This is a genomic window from Sphingobacterium puteale (genome assembly GCF_050986225.1).
Classification (GTDB): domain Bacteria; phylum Bacteroidota; class Bacteroidia; order Sphingobacteriales; family Sphingobacteriaceae; genus Sphingobacterium; species Sphingobacterium puteale.
On record NZ_CP158959.1, the window covers coordinates 1,449,648 to 1,470,273 of the forward strand.

14 protein-coding genes are annotated in these 20,626 nt (G+C 43.0%); 13 read left to right on the forward strand and 1 reads right to left on the reverse strand.

Features of this window, described 5'->3' with window-relative positions; all coding sequences use genetic code 11:
- Positions 1-292: 292 nt before the first annotated feature.
- The 11 genes from ABTV71_RS06050 (at position 293) to ABTV71_RS06100 (ending at position 15,655) form a co-directional block, all read left to right on the forward strand.
- The gene (locus ABTV71_RS06050) at positions 293-1,369 is read left to right on the forward strand and encodes a PD-(D/E)XK nuclease family transposase (protein WP_433902498.1); all 1,077 of its coding nucleotides are present in this window, start codon (positions 293-295) and stop codon (positions 1,367-1,369) included.
- Between the two features lie 90 nt (positions 1,370-1,459).
- Positions 1,460-2,185 carry a 5-oxoprolinase subunit PxpB gene (pxpB, locus tag ABTV71_RS06055; protein ID WP_433902499.1) on the forward strand — a complete coding sequence of 242 codons (726 nt, stop codon included), beginning with the start codon at positions 1,460-1,462 and terminating at the stop codon, positions 2,183-2,185.
- Positions 2,175-3,158 (forward strand): biotin-dependent carboxyltransferase family protein, encoded by a 984-nt coding sequence (locus tag ABTV71_RS06060; protein ID WP_433902500.1) that lies wholly within the window; start codon positions 2,175-2,177, stop codon positions 3,156-3,158. Before pxpB ends, ABTV71_RS06060 begins: the two co-directional genes overlap by 11 nt.
- Entirely contained in the window at positions 3,124-3,882 is a 759-nt protein-coding gene (locus ABTV71_RS06065; protein ID WP_121124990.1) for a LamB/YcsF family protein, read from the forward strand. Before ABTV71_RS06060 ends, ABTV71_RS06065 begins: the two co-directional genes overlap by 35 nt.
- Complete coding sequence (locus ABTV71_RS06070; RefSeq protein ID WP_433902501.1) at positions 3,879-5,048, forward strand: NRAMP family divalent metal transporter; 1,170 nt, start codon at positions 3,879-3,881, stop codon at positions 5,046-5,048. Before ABTV71_RS06065 ends, ABTV71_RS06070 begins: the two co-directional genes overlap by 4 nt.
- Before the next feature lie 117 nt (positions 5,049-5,165).
- Entirely contained in the window at positions 5,166-6,302 is a 1,137-nt protein-coding gene (locus ABTV71_RS06075) for a glycoside hydrolase family 88/105 protein (protein ID WP_433902502.1), read from the forward strand.
- A 5-nt stretch (positions 6,303-6,307) separates the two neighbouring features.
- Entirely contained in the window at positions 6,308-8,443 is a 2,136-nt protein-coding gene (locus tag ABTV71_RS06080; protein ID WP_433902503.1) for a TIM-barrel domain-containing protein, read from the forward strand.
- Positions 8,444-8,716: 273 nt separating this feature from the next.
- Complete coding sequence (locus ABTV71_RS06085; protein WP_433902504.1) at positions 8,717-11,815, forward strand: SusC/RagA family TonB-linked outer membrane protein; 3,099 nt, start codon at positions 8,717-8,719, stop codon at positions 11,813-11,815.
- 12 nt (positions 11,816-11,827) lie between these two features.
- On the forward strand, positions 11,828-13,372 hold the full coding sequence (locus ABTV71_RS06090; protein WP_433902505.1) for a RagB/SusD family nutrient uptake outer membrane protein: 1,545 nt from the start codon (positions 11,828-11,830) through the stop codon (positions 13,370-13,372).
- A 24-nt stretch (positions 13,373-13,396) separates the two neighbouring features.
- Positions 13,397-14,164 (forward strand): hypothetical protein, encoded by a 768-nt coding sequence (locus ABTV71_RS06095; RefSeq protein WP_433902506.1) that lies wholly within the window; start codon positions 13,397-13,399, stop codon positions 14,162-14,164.
- 27 nt (positions 14,165-14,191) lie between these two features.
- Positions 14,192-15,655 carry a polysaccharide lyase 6 family protein gene (locus ABTV71_RS06100; protein ID WP_433902507.1) on the forward strand — a complete coding sequence of 488 codons (1,464 nt, stop codon included), beginning with the start codon at positions 14,192-14,194 and terminating at the stop codon, positions 15,653-15,655.
- Positions 15,656-16,031: 376 nt separating this feature from the next.
- Here the strand turns inward: ABTV71_RS06100 and ABTV71_RS06105 are convergent, their stop codons facing one another.
- Positions 16,032-16,535 (reverse strand): helix-turn-helix domain-containing protein, encoded by a 504-nt coding sequence (locus ABTV71_RS06105; RefSeq protein ID WP_433902508.1) that lies wholly within the window; start codon positions 16,533-16,535, stop codon positions 16,032-16,034.
- 2,167 nt (positions 16,536-18,702) lie between these two features.
- Here ABTV71_RS06105 and ABTV71_RS06110 point away from each other — a divergent pair.
- Both ABTV71_RS06110 and ABTV71_RS06115 read left to right on the forward strand, forming a co-directional pair.
- On the forward strand, positions 18,703-19,515 hold the full coding sequence (locus ABTV71_RS06110; protein ID WP_121124998.1) for a hypothetical protein: 813 nt from the start codon (positions 18,703-18,705) through the stop codon (positions 19,513-19,515).
- Between the two features lie 15 nt (positions 19,516-19,530).
- Positions 19,531-20,625 carry a hypothetical protein gene (locus ABTV71_RS06115; protein ID WP_121124999.1) on the forward strand — a complete coding sequence of 365 codons (1,095 nt, stop codon included), beginning with the start codon at positions 19,531-19,533 and terminating at the stop codon, positions 20,623-20,625.
- The last annotated feature ends 1 nt before the right edge of the window (position 20,626 follow it).

Below are 20,626 nucleotides of genomic sequence, written 5' to 3' on the forward strand. Positions count from 1 at the left end.
AATATCCTTCGCTTAACTTCCTATTTTCTTTGCTATTTTTCCTGGCCTTGTTCGCCCTTTGCCCCTCTTTTGGTTTACAGTTAGCCTACTGTTTACCTATTGCAGTAGGCCAATAGTAAGCTAACTGTAGGTCAACAGTAGGTGAAACTTAAAACGGAGCTAGGTAATTATAGATGGAAAGTGTATAGTTGAGTTCTGGGATAACTACATTGATTAATATTTATTTTGCTAATTATTTTAGTATTTTAAACTAATTTTTATTATATTTGCTTCATAACCAGTTTGTAATTATATGACCAGTTTAAAAAAGCATCTTGGGAAGTATGTTGATCCACGTACTGATTTCGGTTGGAAGTTTTATTTTGGAAGAGAGGAGAACAAAATTTTATTGATTGAATTTCTGAATAGCCTGTTTGAAGGAGAAAAGGTTGTGAAGGATCTACGCTATAAGACTGTGGAACATGATGGAGATCATGAGGACATACGCCGTGTAGTTTTTGATCTGCTTTGTATTAGCGATGATGGCAAGCATTTTATCGTTGAGATGCAGCAATTATTTCAAGAGTTCTTTAAGGATCGGGCTATTTATTATACCTCAAGACTGATCAATAAACAATTGACCCGCGGCAAGAAAGGTAACAGTTATTGCTTGCCTGAAGTGTATTTTATTGGCATTTTGGAATTTCGAATGGATGAAAGAAAAGGTTTCGAACATCCGGATACAGGTCATCCTTATTTCTATGATGTAGCGCTATGTGATAAAAATACACATGAAATATTTTACGATAAGCTGGGCTATAAAATGGTATCCTTACCTCTTTTTAATAAAACTCCCGAAGAGCTAGTTTCGGTCATGGATCAATGGTTATATCTTCTTAAACATCTGAGTACCATGGATAAATTGCCGGCTTTTTTGGATAAGCGAATATTTGGCCTTATCTTTGAAATAGGAGAGATAGGTAAATTAACGGAGGAAGATCTGATGTCATACGAAGCAAGTTTAAAACATAAAAGAGATGCCGAAAGCGTTTTCAATTCGGCAATAAATACCGGACGTGAGGAAGGTCGAAAGGTTGGTCTTGAAGAAGGTCTAAAACTAGGACTTGCAGAAGGGAAAGCTAAAGGACTTGCAGAAGGGAAAGCTAAAGGGCTTGCAGAAGGGAAAGCTAAAGGACTTGCAGAAGGGAAAGCTAAAGGACTTGCAGAAGGGAAAGTTAAAGGACTTGCAGAAGGGAAAGTTAAAGGACTTGCAGAAGGAGAATATAAAAAGGCTATTGAATTTGCACGTGCAATGAAGAAAGATGGTGTTCCTATCGAACAGATTATGCGCTACTCTGGCTTTTCTGCCAAAGAAATCGAAAAACTTTAATCATATAGTCAACTATTATCTAACAACCCGATTATTTTTTGATTATCGTCCGGTATTTATAATCTTTGTATAGATTATAATAAATAAATTATGGGAAGTTCCCACGAGCAGTCTCTAAGTATAGCGTTGCCAAATCCCATCCGGTATTTTCCCATGGGAGATCAGGCGCTCGTTCTCTCCTTTGGCGATACAATTTCCGAGATGGTCAATGCGCGTGTTCGTCAGGTTGCTACGCATATCGACAACTGGTCGCAGCCAGGCGTTATCGAGTATGTTCCGGCCTATACAACAATCACGATATACTATGATCCGCTGAAGATTACCTATCAGGAGCTATTATCTGCGCTCCAGATGATTGTACAAGATATACCAGAGGATACAGAATATATAGGCAAAAAAAAGGAAATCCCTGTCTATTATAACGGGGCTGATCTAGCTTATGTAGCCCAATATAACGGGTTGACAGAGGAAGAAGTTATCCGTTTACACAGTACCCCCGAATACCGGGTATATATGATCGGTTTTGTTCCCGGATTTCCCTATATGGGCGGTATGGACAGTCGGATCGCGACGCCACGAAAGGAGGTGCCCCGCTTGAAAATAGAAGCGGGTGCAGTGGGCATCGCGGGGGAACAGACTGGCGTTTACCCAATCGAAACTCCAGGTGGTTGGCAAATTATCGGACATACACCGCTACAATTATTTGATCTTAGCAAGGAGAGTCCCTCACTCCTTGAAATGGGAGATTGTGTACGCTTTGTTCCCATCACATATGATGAGTTTGTACTACTAAAAACAGAATCCTATGGGCATTAAGATCATCAAAGCGGGCATGTTGACGACCATACAGGACTTGGGACGCTATGGTCTACAGCGTTACGGTATGGCGGTTAGCGGAGCGATGGATAGCTATGCTTTACTTCTTGGTAACAGTATCCTGGGAAATGCAGACAACGAAGCCGCCATAGAATGTACTGTCCTTGGTCCTACCATTTATTTCGAACAGACACAACTTATCACAGTGGCAGGGGCTAACCTGTCGCCCAAGGTTGACGGTCAGTCGTTGCCGATGTGGAAACCGGTCCTGATTGAGGCTGGCTCACTGTTGTCCTTCGGACGACCAAATTCGGGCTGCAGGGCTTATATCTGTTTTCAGGATGGGCTTGATATCCCCGAATTGCTGGGCAGCAGGTCGACTTATAGTAAAGGACAAGTAGGTGGCTGGAATGGAAGACCGCTTCAAGAGGGGGACCGTATCGCTTTCCGACATTGCTATAAGGGGAAAGATAGCTTGTTTCGCTGGAGCATGGATCCAAGCCTATACCCGGACCTCAGTACGAACGTCATCCGGGTAATGGATGGACCGCAATTGCCCTGCTTTGAAAGTGCAGCTCAAAAGAGCTTTTTTTCGGATGTATTCACCATCAGCAACAACTCGGACAGGATGGGCTATCGGCTAACATCCAAACCGCTTCGGCTAACAGAACAAAAGGAACTGTTGTCAACGGCGGTGACCTTCGGGAGCATTCAGGTGCCGCCTGATGGCAATGCGATTGTCTTAATGGCTGACCATCCGACCACAGGCGGCTATCCGGTGATTGCACAGGTGGCCACAATAGACCTGCCACTTCTGGCTCAAAAAGGGCCAAATAATCGTATCAGCTTTGAACGGATTAGCCTGGATGAGGCGCATGACCTGCTGAAGAAACAGCATACGCAATTTAAAAAACTGAAACGTGCAATCGCATTGAAATATGAAAAAACAGCTTACCATAGATTTGAATTGTGACATGGGCGAGAGCTTTGGCCCTTGGAAAATGGGCGATGACGAGGCGGTCCTGCCTTATGTTTCCGCCGTAAATATTGCCTGTGGTTTTCATGCTGGGGATCCTTCGACAATGATGAAAACCATTCAGCTGGCCCTGAAATACAAGGTCAAAATAGGCGCCCATCCCGGTTTTCAGGATCTGGTAGGTTTTGGCAGACGTGAGATGCAGCTTACAGCGCGGGAAGTGTATGCGCTGGTCGTCTATCAGGTGGGGGCACTTGCTGCCTGTGCCAAAGTGCAACAGACAACATTGCAACATGTAAAACCGCATGGCGCGCTTTATAATATGGCGGCAAGAAAGCCTGAGCTGGCAGACGCCATTGCAGCTGCCGTCTATGATATAGACCCCCGACTCGTACTATATGGGCTCTCGGGAAGCGAACTCATCAGAGCTGGCAGAGCAAAGGGATTGAATGTTTATCGTGAGGTCTTTGCCGACCGCACTTACCAACAGGATGGCACATTGACCCCAAGGTCGGATAAACATGCCCTGATCCATGATCCTAAACAGGCCGCCGAGCAGGTGGTTGGTATGATTAAAACAGGAAAAGTTGTTTCCCTGCAAGGTACTACGGTCGATATCCAGGCCGATACCATCTGCCTGCATGGCGACGGCGAAGAGGCTGTCCAGTTTGCAAGGACAGTCAACCAGACCTTAAAAGACAATCAGATACTTATCCGATGAAACAAAAAAACACCTCAGCGCTTATTGGAGCGGCATTATTGATGGCGACATCGGCTATCGGTCCGGGATTCCTGACCCAGACCACGGTTTTTACCAAATCACTGGGCGCGAGCTTTGGATTCGTAATTCTGGTTTCGATCCTGATTGATATTGGGGTTCAGCTGAATATATGGCGTGTGATAGCGGTCTCGGAAATGAGGGCGCAGGATATCGCCAATAAATTGCTGCCCGGACTGGGGGGCTTTATTTCCTTGCTTATTATCCTCGGTGGACTGGCATTTAATATTGGTAACGTCGCTGGGGCTGGACTGGGACTGGAGGCGCTCTTTGGTGTTAATGTCATGACCGGAGCCTGCATTTCTGCATTGATCGCCATTGCTGTATTTATTAATAAGCAGATCGGAAAAGCCATGGACCGTTTTACGCAGCTTATGGGAGCAATTATGATATTGGCTTTTATTTACATCACGCTGATATCTTCGCCACCATTGGGCGAGGCGGTACTGCGTACGGTGGCTCCTGCAAAAATTGATTTTGTCTCCATCATTACACTGGTCGGAGGGACTGTCGGTGGCTATATCACTTTTGCGGGTGGTCATCGTCTGATTGATGCGGGGGTAAAGGGATTTGATGCTTTACCTACCGTCAATAGAAGTGCTGTCATGGGGATATCGGTTGCTTCGCTGGTCAGGGTATGTCTATTTTTGGCTGCGCTGGGTGTGCTGAGCCAGGGCTTGCTGATCGACGATGGCAATCCTACAGCTTCGGTCTTCCGGCTTGCAGCGGGCAATTTTGGTTATCGCCTGTTTGGCCTGGTGATGTTCGCTGCTTCGATTACCTCCATTATTGGTTCGGCTTATACTTCCGTTTCCTTTATAAAAACATTCAGTGCACGGATCGCTAAAAATGAAAATTGGGTTATTATTGCCTTTATCTTGATTTCTACCATCATATTTGTTTTTGTAGGTAAACCTGTTCATTTATTGATTATCGCTGGTGCAGTCAATGGGATTATATTGCCCGTCTCGCTGACGGTGATGCTAATCGCTGCCTATAAACCGGCAATTGTCGGTGTATATAAACAACCGGTGATCCTCACGCTGATTGGCGTGATAATCGTTGTCTTAATGTCCTTTATGAGCCTGCGTGTGATGATGGATCTATAATTTTTTGGCTGTGCAACTGCAGATGTCAATATTTCCACCTAAATGACCGAAAATTACCCCTCGAAAAAGCAGCGGCATAACGATATTTGGTATAATAACTAAATATAAACCCAGCTGATGAAATCTTTTATGAGGTCGATACTTTCGGGTATTGTTGTGTCTTTGGCACTATATGCTCCGGCACAGGACATAAATTTAAAAAGCTGGCCCGAAGAGGCCAATCCCATGACCATTGGCCGTTTGGTCGCACAGCGTTTTGTCGAAAGTCCACATAACAGCTTTAAACCGCCTGCACCGCCCAAATCTATTACTTATCCGGAAGTATGTACCTGGTATGGGGCATTGAAGTTTGCGGAAATCTCCCAGGACAAAGCGTTGCTCGATAAGCTGAAACAACGCTTTATGCCTTTTTTTGGTACCGAGAAGCACCTGGTACCCCGCCCCTGGCATGTGGATTATGCGGTATTCGGAACGGTTCCCCTTGAACTTTACCAGCAGACAAAAAACAAAACTTTTCGCGAGATGGGGATGCGTTTTGCCGATGCGCAATGGAGTATTCCTATTGATTCACCTCAAACGGTGAAAGATGCTTACCAAAAGTTCCTGGATAAGGGACTGACCTGGCAGACCCGCTATTGGATCGATGATATGTATATGATCACCATGGTACAGTCAAAAGCTTTTCAGGTGACTGGGGAACGTAAATACATTGACCGGGCTGCCCATGAAATGCTCGTCTATCTTGATACCATCCAAAAGGAGAATGGACTATTCTATCATGCCCCGGATGCGCCCTTCTTTTGGGGAAGGGGGAATGGCTGGATGGCGGCGGGGATGAGTGAGTTGTTGTCTTCCTTACCGGCCGATAACCCCAATAGACCGGCGATATTAACCGCTTACAAAAAAATGATGGCCAGCCTCAAAAAGTATCAGCGTGAAGATGGGCTGTGGGGCCAACTGATCGATAAACCCGAATACTGGGCCGAGACTTCGGGCTCAGCCATGTTTACCTATGCGCTGATTACCGGCGTGCGGAACGGCTGGCTTGATGCCAGTGAGTATACGCCTATCGCACGTAAGGCTTGGTTGGCTCTTGTTGGCTATATCAACGAACAAGGAGATATCGCCAATGTCTGTGAGGGTACCAACCGAAAAAATGATTATCAATATTATCTGGACCGAAAACAAAAGACGGGTGACATGCACGGGCAGGCACCGATACTCTGGTGTGTAAATGCGCTGTTAAAAAAATAGATACTATGGAGAGAATCTTGATGATCTTTATGCTGTTGATCTGTACGCAGGCAAAGACGCAGCCTATTCAATGGAAAGAGCAGTATCCCGGTGTATGGAAAGGTACTTTTGGTCAGCCCGAGAAATATACCTTGCTGGGTGCTGCCGATAGTAAACCTCGCGCTGCTACACTTGAACAGCTGCAATCAACTGATTTTCCATTACCGAAAATGGAAGTTCATGCCGAACTGATTGACGGGAAAACCTATGTGCGGATGCCCTTGACAAAAAATGAACAGATCTATGGATTAGGCCTGAATTTCCAAACTGTTCACCAACGCGGCAAGATACTTAACCTGCATGTGGACCACTATGGGGGCAAGGACAATGGCCGTACGCATGCCCCCGTTCCTTTTTATGTATCCTCCAAAGGGTATGGAGTGCTTGTTAATTCTGCGCAGTATCTGACCTATTACGTGGGTACAGGTGTGCGTAAAGATGCGAAGGAGCCGGTAGACGCCAAGGATCGCAATACCGATAAAAGCTGGAACTCACGGCCTTATTCAGATGCGGTAGAGATTTATATCCCGGCAGCAGGTGTGGAAATTTATGTTTTTGCAGGTATAAATCCCCTCGACGCAATTAAACGATACAATCTATTCTGCGGTGGCGGTGCATTGCCGCCACGATGGGGGCTGGGATTTACACAGCGGGTACAAAAACTCTATACGTCCGAAGAGGTGCTCAATGAAGCCGACCAGTTTGAAAAACATGGTTTCCCACTTGATTTCATTGGTCTTGAGCCCGGATGGCAGTCGCGGGCTTATCCATGTACATTTGAATGGGACAAAGGGCGTTTTCCGGATCCAGCTGCTTTGATCAAGAAATTGGCTACGAAGGGAATTCGTCTAAATCTCTGGACGAACCCGTATGTCTCACCAGAAGCGGGTATCAGCAAGGCCATTGAACCTTATACAGGTTCCCATACCGTCTGGAATGGTACAGTGCCTGATTTGAATCATCCCCAAGCTAAGAAAATCCTCGCTAAACAATTCATGGATGCCCAGCTCAATATTGGCGTCAGCGGTTATAAAATGGATGAAGTAGACGGCTACGATTATTATCTTTGGCCTGATATGGCCAAATTTCCATCGGGTATCAGTGGTATCCAGATGCGGCAGACCTATGGTGTACTCGCACAGAAACTGACCGATAGCCTGTATAGAAGTCTGAATAAGCGAACCTTCGGACTGGTACGTGCATCGAATGCCGGAGCCAATAATTTGCCCTATGTCATCTACAATGACTATTACAGTCACCAGGATTTTATAACGGCATTGGTCAATAGTGGATTTTGCGGTGTACTATGGACGCCGGAAGTGCGAGGGTCGAAAACAGGGCAGGAGTGGCTACGCCGCTTTCAATCCGTTATCTTTTCACCAATGGCCATGATCAATGCTTGGTCCAGTGGGACAAAACCCTGGTCTTTTCCCGAAGTTGCTGATCAGGTGAAATATTATGCACAATTGCGGATGGAGCTAATGCCGTATTTATATTCCGAATTTGCAAAGTATCACTATGAGGGTACACCTCCTTTCAGGGCGATGGTACTGGAAGAAGGCTTCGAAGGGCAGGTGAAGGTGGCGCCGGGCAACCCAGACCTGGAAACAAATCCATATCTCGAAGCCGTCAACAGAGAAGTCAAGGATCAGTATATGTGTGGTGAATACATACTTGTCGCGCCCTTATTCGCTGGAGAGTCATCCCGAAAAGTGTTGTTGCCAAAAGGGAATTGGTATGATTTCTATACAGGGAAATATGTGGGCAATGGAGAAGAGATCGTTGCCGATCCGGGCACGGACCGCATACCGGTCTACGTCAAAGATGGCGGTATTATACCCATGATGGGTAGTCGTTTACACATCCCGCTCCCCAATGAAAAAGTTGATTTGACTATCCGTCATTATGGGCAGAAGGAGGGAAACTATCAGCTATATGATGATGACGGTGTGAGCTTTGACTATGAAAAAGGAAGCTATGCCTGGCGTAGGGTTCTGGTCAAAAAAAATGGAAAGGGGAGTCTGCGTGGAGAAATATCCAAACCGCAGCAAGGAAAACCAAATACGATCGGAAGTGTTCAATTTGAATTTATGACAAAATAGGAATATTAAAACCCCTTGTCACTGAAGGTGGGAACAGGTGCTTTTTGGGATAAAATGACCATTTTTTACTGCTAAAAAGAACAAAATTTACCCCCTTTTACAAGAGGAAGTGCCCGATATTTGGGGAATAACGAATTATAAACAATAACCAAATAAGGAAATGAGGGTTAGTCTGTCATTAGCTTCGGTCAATAGCGAAGCCGGGACGAAATGGGAGCATGATGGCCCGAATTCCATCGTATAGTAAATAACCAATTAATAAAAATCTAACTTATGATGAAAAGTATCACAAAAATGGGGTGCTTTGTACTCTGCCTATTTTTAATAATGGGCAGTATGGGCTTCCCGCTATTTGCCCAGCAGAATATCCGGATTTCAGGCAAAGTGAGCAACAGTAAAGGCGATGCACTTCAAGGGGTGAGCGTCCGTATTAAAGGGAAGAGCCAGGGAACGAGCACAGATGCAGCCGGGAAGTATCAGCTTGAAGCTGCTCCTACTAACACGCTCGTGTTTAGTCAGGTTGGTATGAAAGAGGAGGAACGAGCCATCGGCGGTCAGCGACAGATAGATGTACAGCTGGTCGAAAGCGATAATGCCCTGGATGAGATCGTAGTCACCGGCTATGGTAGCGTCGCAAAAAAGCGGGATCTGACCGGAGCAATATCTTCTGTCAACGCAAAAAAAATCCAAGAAAGACAGCCCATAAACCTATTTGATGCCCTCCAAGGACAAGCTGCCGGTGTACTGATCGTCAACGATGGGGGCGGTGCTCCTGGGGCAACAGGATCCATACAGGTGCGGGGAACCTCAACGTTGAATGGTGGTAACGGGCCTTTGTATCTGGTCGACGGCGTTATCAATCCGGATGGCGCAAATATTAATCCTACGGATATCGAAAACATCGAAGTATTAAAAGATGCTGCATCTGCCTCAATCTATGGATCGCGCGCAGCAAATGGTGTTATTTTGATCACAACCAAGCGTGGTGCGGAAGGAAAACCTCTGATTAATGTCAATTATAACCACCTGTTTGGCCGTCTGGCGCATTATATTCCGGTGAGCAATTCGGCTGAAGTGCGCGAGTTTAGAAATATACAGGGACAAAATAGTAACATAGACTCGCTAAATCCAAGCTTTAATGCAGATAATGATCTTCAAAAATTGCTTCTCGGCAATCTTGCGCAAAAGAAAGAGATCAAGTTGAGTATCGGTGGTGGCCAAAAAAATCTTCGTTATTACAGCAGTTTAAATTATCTGGATGATAAGTCCATTATCCTGAATAGCTATGCAAAGCGTTTGCAGTCGCGGATCAATGTGGAGTATCAGGCCTCATCGAAACTGAGATACGCGAATAATATCTCCTTTGCCTGGCAAAAAGGTAATACCATTCCAATTGCCAACACGGTACGTGTCGTCATGGACAGGCCGGCCTATTCTCTGATCTATTATCCTGACGGATCCTTGACGAGTTATGTTGGATCGAAACGAAATCCGGTCGCCAATGCATTGTATGAACAAAATATTGACGAAACTTATTCGGGACAGTTTAATAACCAATTGGACTATCAGTTGACGAATGATCTAAAACTGACGGCTTTGTTTAATGCGCGGTTGGATAACTTGCAAAATACAGGCTTTTCACCTCGTTTTCTATCGGCCAATAAAGATCAGAACAGTGGGACGAATGAATTTACCAAGACCTTCTCCTGGGAATTCCAGACATTTGCCAACTATAACAAAACATTCGCGCAGGACCATAACGTATATGCCTTGTTGGGATTCAGCGCCGACCGTAGACGTTTCGATCGTTTCCATTCTGAGTATTTGAATAGTGTAAACGAAGAAGTCTTGGTCACATTCCCGGATTATCTGACCTCATCGAAGACGTATACATCGGCGACTGCAAATGCTACAGCTTCCCTATTCAGCAGAATTGGTTATAATTATAAGAGTCGTTACCTTCTACAAGCATCGTATAGAAGGGATGGGTCGTCCAGATTTGGACCGAGCAACAAGTGGGGAAATTTTTTCTCGGGATCAGCTGCCTGGCGTTTTTCCGACGAAAATTTTATGAAATGGGCCAAGCCAGCGTTGCAGGACGCAAAATTGAGATATAGTTTTGGTCAACTCGGAAATGACAAAATAGGGGATTACGAATCTTATGCCAAAGTCGCATTTGGTGGCAATTATAATGGTGTGGGGGGAGCTTCAATGACCCCGACTTTAGGTAATTATTTGATCAAATGGGAAATGACCACGCAGAATAATGTGGGACTAGACCTTACCTTGCTTAATGGAAGATTGGGCTTCACCGCAGATTACTATGTGAAAACAACAACGGACTTGTTGTATCCCAGAGAGTTACCAAAAGAAACCGGATACACCAAACTACAGGTGAATGTGGGATCGATCCGAACCCGGGGAATGGAGTTTGTGATTAATGCCCGACCGATCGTTCGATCAAATTTTAGCTGGGAAATCAACGGAAATATCTCTTTTGAACGAGGAAAAGTTGTGAAACTTGCCGATGGTATTCCTTTCTTTCCGGGAAATAAATGGTACCTCGAAGAAGGTGGACGCATCGGCAATTTTTATGGGTGGAAAAATTTAGGCGTATATGCTTGGGATGAATCCAATGCCTATAACGATAACTGGGATAAACTGACACTTGTACTTGACGATCAGGGAAAACCATTGTACCGCGACGGTAAACCTGTCTATACATCAGATGGACAAAATTATGAAGGAACGGTGCATCATCTGTATGCTCCGGACGGAAAGCTGAAAGGGGGAGATGCCGAGTGGCTCAACAACAAACGCGATAGTTTGATAAATGATGACGATCGTATGATTTTGGGTAATCCTACGCCTGATTTCTACTTTGGTTTTATGCAAACCTTTACCTACAACCGTTTTTCTTTGAATGTCCTTTTTAATGGTGCAATCGGTGGAGAAGTGTATAATGCTTTGTTGCAACGGCAAAACTATCCTTCAAATACCGGAGCTGGATCACCGGATATGGTTTACAATGTATGGAGAAAACCCGGGGACGAAGCGAAATATCCCTACTATCCTGAAAGAAACAATCGAGGGAACATGAAGACCAATCAAAACAGTTTATACGTTGAAGATGCCTCATTTATTCGCTTAGCTAGTGCGCGTCTAGCTTATACCTTCAGTCCAACCGTGGCCAATAAATTGAAAATGAAGGGTATTACAACCTATATCTATGGAACAAATTTATTGACTTGGACAAATTACAGAGGTTATGACCCTGAATTCAGCACAACGAATCCGTTGACACCGGGTGAGGATGATGGTCGTTATCCCCGAAGGAGAGAGTTTGGTTTCGGTGTAAATGTTAACTTTTAGAAGCTCACAATTATGTATAAAATAAAAATTTTCGCAGCATTACTTTTTTTAGGCAGCCTGGGTAGCTGTAAAAAATTCTTGGATGAAAAGCCACTGGCCGACGGTACATTGGAGCAGCATTACAAAAATATGTACGATGTACAAGCTGCAATGGCCGGCATGTATAGTGCATTTCAGCTTGAAATGGTCGGGAAAGAACAGTATACCGAGAAATATCTTTATTGGGGAGAATATCGGTCCGATAATTTCGATCGCTTTATTAGCTATACCAAGGACTATGTCGATGAAATTGTATTGAACAGTATTACTCCTTCCAATGATTTTTCAGATTGGAGCGGTTTATACACTACTATTGGAAGAGCAAATAATAACATCAAATATATTCCGCAGGCAGCACAATTGGACAGTCGGATAACAACGGCAATGCAAAACGATTATTTAGCGCAGAGTTATGCACTCCGCGCCATGTCTTACTTTTATATTGTTCGTGTCTGGGGTGACGCACCGATCTGGTTAGAGCCATACGAGGATGTTCAAAAACCCGCTGAAAGAGCACGTGAACCGAAAGAAAAACTCCTAAAAGACGTCATTATTCCAGATCTGGAAAAAGCCTATTCGTTGATTACCAAAGACGCAAGAAGCCCCTTGTGGACAATCGGTGAAGCCGGAATATGTGCGATTATGGCCGATGTGTATATGTGGCAGGGAGATCATGAAAATGCGATAAAGTGGATGGAGAAATTATTCTTGGCAAAGTCGCCGACCAATGTCACTTATGCTGGTTTAAATGAAACCAATTTACAGGATGCGGCAACATGGAAGACCATCTTTACAAACCCATCGTCCAGTAAAGAGACCATATGGAGTATTCACTGGGATTATCTAAAGAATGGCTGCGCATGTATGCAAACCTCCTGGACGGCGAATAACAAACAAGTAATTGTGGATGAAGGAATTTGGACAAACTGGTTTTTACCGCAGACGACAGCTACACCTAGTCCCGATATTCGGCCAAAACAAACATTGGATGTCTATTTTGGTATGCCCAGCAATAAACGGGATCGATTTATTAAATGGTATCCCACAGAAGCCAATCCCACTAAGGCAGACCCTTGGCCAGCAACGAATCAATTGCTTCCTGTTTATCTGACCATGTACCGACTGAGCGACATTTATCTACTGTATGCCGAAGCACTGAACGCAAGGGGCGATAAGGAAAAGGCCATTAAATACTTGAATTTTGTGCGTAAACGTGCTCAAGTTCCGGTGTATGATGTGAGCGCACCTGAATTAGCAACTGCTTATGGATTGGAAACTGCGATCTTGAAAGAACGACAGATGGAACTCTTTGGAGAAGGCAAGCGCTGGTTCGATTTGGTCAGAACAAATCGTGTCAAAGAAGTGATGGATCCTATTTTGAAACGTCGACAAGAGGATGCGGGAAATCTGGAAATGCCTGGATTCTTGGATCCTCAAAACCGGGCTTACTGGCCATTGAATAGAAATGTTTTAAACTCTAATAGTTTGTTGGTTCAAAATCCGGGGTACACAGATTAATGCGCGAATTTAGAAAAGGAAATTATGAAAAGAAATTTTAACATCAAGTGGATACAAGTCGGAGTGATGCTCCTGACTTTACTGACAACTGGCTGTTCCCTTTTTGATATGGAATTGCAGGAAAATTACGATTACAAGCATAAAACGCTGGATCCTAATATAGGCATTAGTGCGAAGAAGTTTTTAGAAAACCGTTCCTATGGAACTCCCGAAAATCCAACAGATACAGCCTTCAAATGGATGCGTATGGGTTTGGAATATGCCGGTATTGATCTGAATGAACTGGAAAAAGCAGATCGAACATTTATTTTTTTGCACAATGATGCCATTAAGATCTGGGATGCGAAGGCAAAAAAGGTAACGGGTGGACTCTTTTTTGATTTTCCTATCGTGACAGGAATAGATGGTACTGGAAAGCCACTGACAAAACCAGCGGCTAAATGGGAAGATTATAGCAAAGAGGACGTACGGAATTATTTTCTTTACCTTATCCTGCAAGGCAAATATAACTTTGCTGATCTGAGCATCAGCAATGTGAAGGCAAAAACTTTATTGCCGGCAAACACTGTAGCCAGTAAAGGATCGCTGCTCGGCTATATGAATGAGGGGAAAGGTTTTGATCAGGAGGGAGCCATGTATTTAAAGCTGGTGAACAATAGTGATCTGGCTCCGATTCAGATTAATAATAAAACAACCAATAGATCGGGGGGATATGGGGTTACGAATGGTGTGGTGCATGTTTACGGTGTAAAGGGAAACACCACTGTCTATCCTTTTATTTCCTTACAGTAAATTAAATACCTTCGATAAAACTTAAATATGAACGTAAAAAAAATGGTATTTGCTTCGCTCTCACTCCTATTGGTGATCGGGAGCAGCTGTGAGAAACCGGCAATGGTCAATATGCAATTAAATGGTGTCGCCTGTGTGCAATGTCATACCATTCAATCTGCGGCCGATCTGCAGGCCCTAAGTCTGCAGCCAGGGGATACGGTGATCATGAAATCGGGGCAATGGACAGACCAGGAATTGACCTTCGCCGCCCGGGGGACAAGCGAGCAACCTATCGTGCTGATGGCCGAGCAACCCGGTACAGTTATTCTGAAAGGTATGTCTTCCGTTAGTATAACGGGAAATTGGCTTGTGGTTAGTGGGCTGGTTTTTCAGAACGGATATACATCAGGTAAAAATGTCGTTGATTTCACCTCATCTTCATCAAATTGCCGGTTTACAAATAGTGTTATTGTGGATTACAATCCATCTACGGCAACCACGGACTACCGCTGGGTTTCGATCAATGGATCTAATCACCGTGTTGACCATTGCTATCTCAAAGGAAAATCCCATCAGGGCCCTACGATGGTGGTCTGGGGAACAAACAAAATCATGAAGCACCGGATTGACCATAATTTTTTTGGGGAGCGAGCAGAACTGCCCAACAACGGTGGCGAAACCATTCGTATCGGAACGAGTGACTGGTCCATGACCAATGCATATACGACGATCGAGGATAATATCTTTCAGCGTTGCAATGGTGAGATGGAAATTATCTCAAACAAAATGGGAGCGGATACCATTCGCAATAATTTCTTCCACGAGAGTCAGGGGACGTTGTGCCTGAGACATGGAAACGGTTCTGCCGTCTATGGAAATTATTTTGTCGGTAATGGTAATAGCGCCGCCGGGGGAATCCGTGTCATCGGCGAGGATCATATTGTTTATAATAATTATTTCCAGAATATGGCGGGAACAGGACAAAAAGCACCCTTGGTTTTAATGGACGGAGTACCTAATTCACCATTAAGCGGTTACTATCAAGTAAAACGGGTGAAAGTTGTTGCCAATACCATGATTAACTGTAAACAGTCATTTGATATCGGTTCGGGAAAGGGGGGGAACAACCGTACCTTGCCGCCGGCAGACGGGCATATCGCCAATAATGTGGTGTCGCAATCTGCGCAGTCCGCGATGTTAACGTTTACCGATCAACCGGTCAATTTTGTTTATCAGGGAAACATTGTATTTGACGTGCCAACAAGTCAGCAGCTTCCGGCTGGATTTACACGTCAGAATCCACAATATACATTGACAACTGACGGAATCTATGAGCCCACCAGTACCAGTCCGGTGTTGGGTGCTTTTGTTGGTAATTATCCTTTTGCTGCCGCAGCAGATGCTGGAGCTCCGAAATTGGATAGCAAACATCGGGATTTATTGAAAGCACAGAATATCGGTCCGGGATTTATGACGGGATTAGGGAATAGTTTGATCATTAATCCTTAAATGATCCTAGACATTTTCCCCCACTTTTTTCCTTTGTGCAAGGGAATTTAACTTGGTGGATTTTGCGGGATGGATTTGTCAATCCGCGCTGCATCATTGCATTTTCCCCATCTAAAAGTATGAAACAAACCGATGACTGTTTGGTTTTTCCACGTGGGGAAATCAAACAGTCAGTCGACTGGACGAAAAACTCTCCCGACTGCACCAATTAGCCGGGAGGGTTTTTCGTCCAGTTACCCGAGAAAATGAGACAAACACCCGCTCGTTTCATTTTTCCGCGTGGGGAAATCAAAGTTCCATTGCTTTGTTTGTAGCAGTCATAGGACTTAGTGAATATTCCATGCGACTGAATCGCAATCTTACTGTGCGAAACCAATCAGTTACTATACTTTTTGACAGGTTTTGGAGAATTCTTTTTTCGGTATTCTTTATAATTTCCATGTTTTTCGTATTCCAGTGTACCTTCCTGACAGTAGCTGCTGAGATAAACAGAAAATTTATTGCTTTGCTCTTTGTTGGCATTCAGCTGTTGGATGATATCAGAAACACGACGGGGGATTTCGAAAAAATTGGAATTGTAAACAAGATCATCCAGTTCTTTCGTCAGTTCAATACGACGCTTTGACTCAGGAGGAATATTGTAGAGTGGTGTTAAATCTATTTCTTTTTTGAATATGGTATGTGGTTGAATTTTTAAAGCGCGACAGATCAGGATAAAGTTGTTCAGTGAGGCGCCTTTTCCTTTTTCAGCAGCTGCTATTGTATTGGTGGTTAATCCCGTCATATTGGCTACATCTTTCAGGGTGTAGTATATTTTTTCACGTCGAATGCGCAATTGCTCTCCAATTTCCTCCAGTATATGCTCGTTGATATCTCCCATATACAAATGGAAAACTTATTTGCGCATTTTTAAAATAATAATATTTGTATTTTATTTGCGCAAATAAATATTTGTTTTTATATTTGTTTCAACGAAAGCCGATAACTAAATATGAAGGACAGCGGTAACCTTGGAGGTAAGGTGTTAAACTATTGTTGTACGACTAAAATCTAATGAATGAGAAAATTAAGTATTAAAAATATCGCAAAGTCACCGGAATAAAATTGATTTCTATTTTATAGACTCGTATCTAGCATCCTATGTTGATAACCCCTATTATTGACGTGTAACTGCCATTCGAAGCATAGGATTAATAAAAAATAAAATTATTTGAATCGTTGAAATAGACTCTTTATTGAGTTTATTGAAAAATTGTTTTTGCGCAAAAATAAGGTAATTATTTTGCGTGAGGGGTGTTCTTTGACTTATTGGTATTGAAAAAGGAGAATATAAAAATATAGGCTGATCGACTGTTTAGCTGATCGGTTTGATGATGATAGGAGGCATCTTGTTATGCCGTAGGGTGAGCGCAATGGCGACTCACTAAATACCCTTTTTTTAAAAATGTTGGGTTACATGCTACACTATGTTCTTGATTGTTATTTCGATACTAGGAGGGAGGATGTTATAATCTCACAATGTTGGGTATACACAGCCTGCGGAAGAACTGAAAGTTGGCGAAAAGAGATGTTAACGATCTCAAAATGCAGGGTATACACAGCACGAGTGAATATCAGGCGTTTTAAAATGCGATGTTAACTGTCTCAAAATGTAGGGTATACACAACTATTGTGCTGTTTTACTGGTGTATACAGGAGATGTCGATGACCTCAAAAAGTAGGGTATAAACAACGGTTTTCCCGATCTTTCTGTTAAATAACATGATTTTGATTTATGATGTTCACTAGGCCGGATGTTAATGACCCCATAATGTAGGTATACACAATGAGGGTGAACTTTATGTAAGTCTTCTTGAGATGTTAATGATCTCATAATTTAGGGTATACACAACCTGCCCGCCAGAGTAGTAGTCAACAATATGATGTTGTTGATCTCAAAATGTAGGGTATACACACGCTCATGAACGAAACCGTCAAATTCCTAGATTTTGATAATCTTAAAATAAGGCTACACACAATTTACAGTAATCAACAATTCTTCAGCTTGTGATGTTAATGATTTCGAAATGTAGGGTATACACAACATTGAAAATATAGATCCAATGCGAGTATAAGATGTTGATGATCTCAAAAAGTAGGGGTATTGACAATTATATTTGTTTTGCGATACCACGGTCGTTGATGACCTCATAGGTGCAGGGTATAAGCAACATCAATGCTTTGTAATTGTTTTGAGGGGCTGATGTTAATGATTTCAAAATGTAGGGGATATATGCAACTAGCACATGGGCTACTGTTTATTTAGGTGATATTAGAGTTTTTAAAATTATATATTGAGGCATCTTGTTATGCCGTAGGGTGAGCGCAATGGCGACTCACTGAATACCCTTTTTAATAAAATGTTGGGTTACATTCTACGCTATGTTATTGATTATTATTATGATACTAGGAGGTAGGGATGTTAACGATTTCAAAATGCAGGGCATACACAGCGGCCTTTAGTCGGTGCCTCGTGAACGGTCAGATGTTGATAGTATCAAAATACAGGGTATACACAGCGTGGTGGTCGTTCAAGCACTAGGAGTTAGTGATGTTAACGATCTCAAAATGCAGGGTATACACAGCGTCAATTGCTTTTTCAAGATTGAGAGGTAGGATGTTAATGATCTCAAAATGTGGGGTATACACAACTTTCTTCTCCTGTTTTGTTCGTTGAGATCGATGCTAATGATCTCAAAATGTAGGATGTGTAAAATCTTTAAAATTCTGGTTTACAGACACTAAGAGATGTTAATGACCCCAAAAAGTAGAGTGTACACAACTTGTTCCAAACAAATGCAAGCACTTTTTCCTATGCTAATAATCTCAAGATATATGGGGGATACACAACTGGAACGCGTCACGCCAATACCTCCCATTCAATACCAATAAGTTTTTATAACCATATAACAATTTGCACTTACCCGGCTTCGGTTTCCATAAAATCCGTCAAGTTCCGCCGGAGCTGCGGTAAGTAATTTTTCGTGTGCTAACCATAAAAACGAATTATGAAACTACTTTTACTAAACAAGGACATTAAAACTGCCATTGAACACCTTCACAATGGTCATGAAAAAGGACTTAAATTTTTCTACCAAAAATTCTATGAACATTTCCTTTTTCGTGCCCACCGTGCAACCGATGATGAATGTACGGGCGAAAGTATTGCGCAGGAAGCATTTCTAAGGCTTTGGCTGTTCCGTGAAAATGTGCACTCCGAAACGGAGATCTTCGACTTTTTGAAAGCCCAGGTGAAGTCTGCCATTCAGGCTTTTTATCAGAAATCGCGCAATAGGTTTCACCGAAGCTTACTCCGCCTCGACAGCATCGAAGACTATCAGGAATTTATGCTGGGTTATGAACTGGAAGAGGAAAGCGAAGACGATCTGCTCTATATCGAGCAACTGGAACTGGAAAAGAAAAAGAAAATGGATCAGATCAATGCCATCCTACCAAACCTCAACAGCGATCAACAGCTCTTTATCCGCCTTTGCCTCAAATATAGTTTTAACTATGAACGTATCGCTTACTATATGGGGAATATCTCTGATTATGAAGTTAGCCTACAAATAGAGAAAACAATCGAATACCTGCGTTCCATCATTCATAGTGAAGAGAAAATGCAGCTGATGGCTAAACCTGTTGAATTTAAATTAAATGATGAAATGACCGAAGAAGAAGCGGAGGTCTTCCGCATGCGCTATGAATTGCAGTATTCCTTTGACAAGATTTCAGAAGCTTTACAATTGGATGGGGGACAGGTGCGGACATTATTTGTTAATGCACATGCAAAAATTAAATCTGCTAAGAAAACGGCATAAAAAATATAAAAAGATATGGCAGCTGATACAATGGTATTGACCCGCAAAATACAGGTTTTTGTGGATTGTGACGATAAAGAAAAACGATCAGAGTATTTTAAACAGCTCTTTGAATGGCAGGATCTTGTCTTTCGTGGTGCCAATATGGTCATCACCCACCAATATGTACAAGAGAATCTCAAAGATCTGATTTACCTACAAGAAGATGTGAAAATTAAACTGGCCGATCAGGCAAAAGATCCTGAAGGTGTCTTGAATACTTCACGGATGAATACAACTTACCGTTTGCTGTCCAGTTATTTTAAGGGACGAATTCCTACGGATATTCTATCACAGATAAACACGGCTTTAATCAAATATTTTCAGGCGGATCGTCTCTCGTACTGGAAAGGTGAGAAATCACTCCGCAATTATAAAAAAGACATGCCTATTCCTTTTTCCGGTAGACAAATTAACTTGAGTAAAGATGAGAATAATAGAGATTTTAAATTCACACTATTCAAAATACCTTTTCGGACCTACCTCGGTAAAGACCGATCGGATAAAAGGGTATTGCTCCAACGTGCATTGGTCGGACAAATCAAAGTCTGCAGCAGCGCAATCAAAATTGTTAAAGGTAAGATCTTTCTACTGCTGGCCCTGGAACTTCCCAAAAAGATCCAAGAATTGAAAGATAACATTATTGCCGAAGCGTCGCTTTCTATTGAACACCCGATAGCAGTGACCATCGGTAAGGAGTCCTTTCAGATCGGTAACAAGGAAGAGTTTACTTACCGCCGTATGGCCATTCAAGCAGCACGGCATCGTTTGCAGAAGGCTGCCGCATTTGATAAAGGTGGACGTGGACGTAAGCGAAAAATGAAAAGCTTGGAACATTACAATGAAAAGGAAAAAAATTATGTAGACACAAAACTGCACCTGTATAGCCGCAGGTTAATTGAGCTATGCGTCAAAGCACAAGCGGGTACGCTCTTACTGGTCAACCAATCCAACAAGGAAGAAATTGCCAAAGGTGATGAATTCTTGTTGCGAAACTGGAGCTACTATGGCCTGATCGAAAAGATTAAATACAAGGCTAAAATGGTAGGCATCAACATGATTATCGAATAAA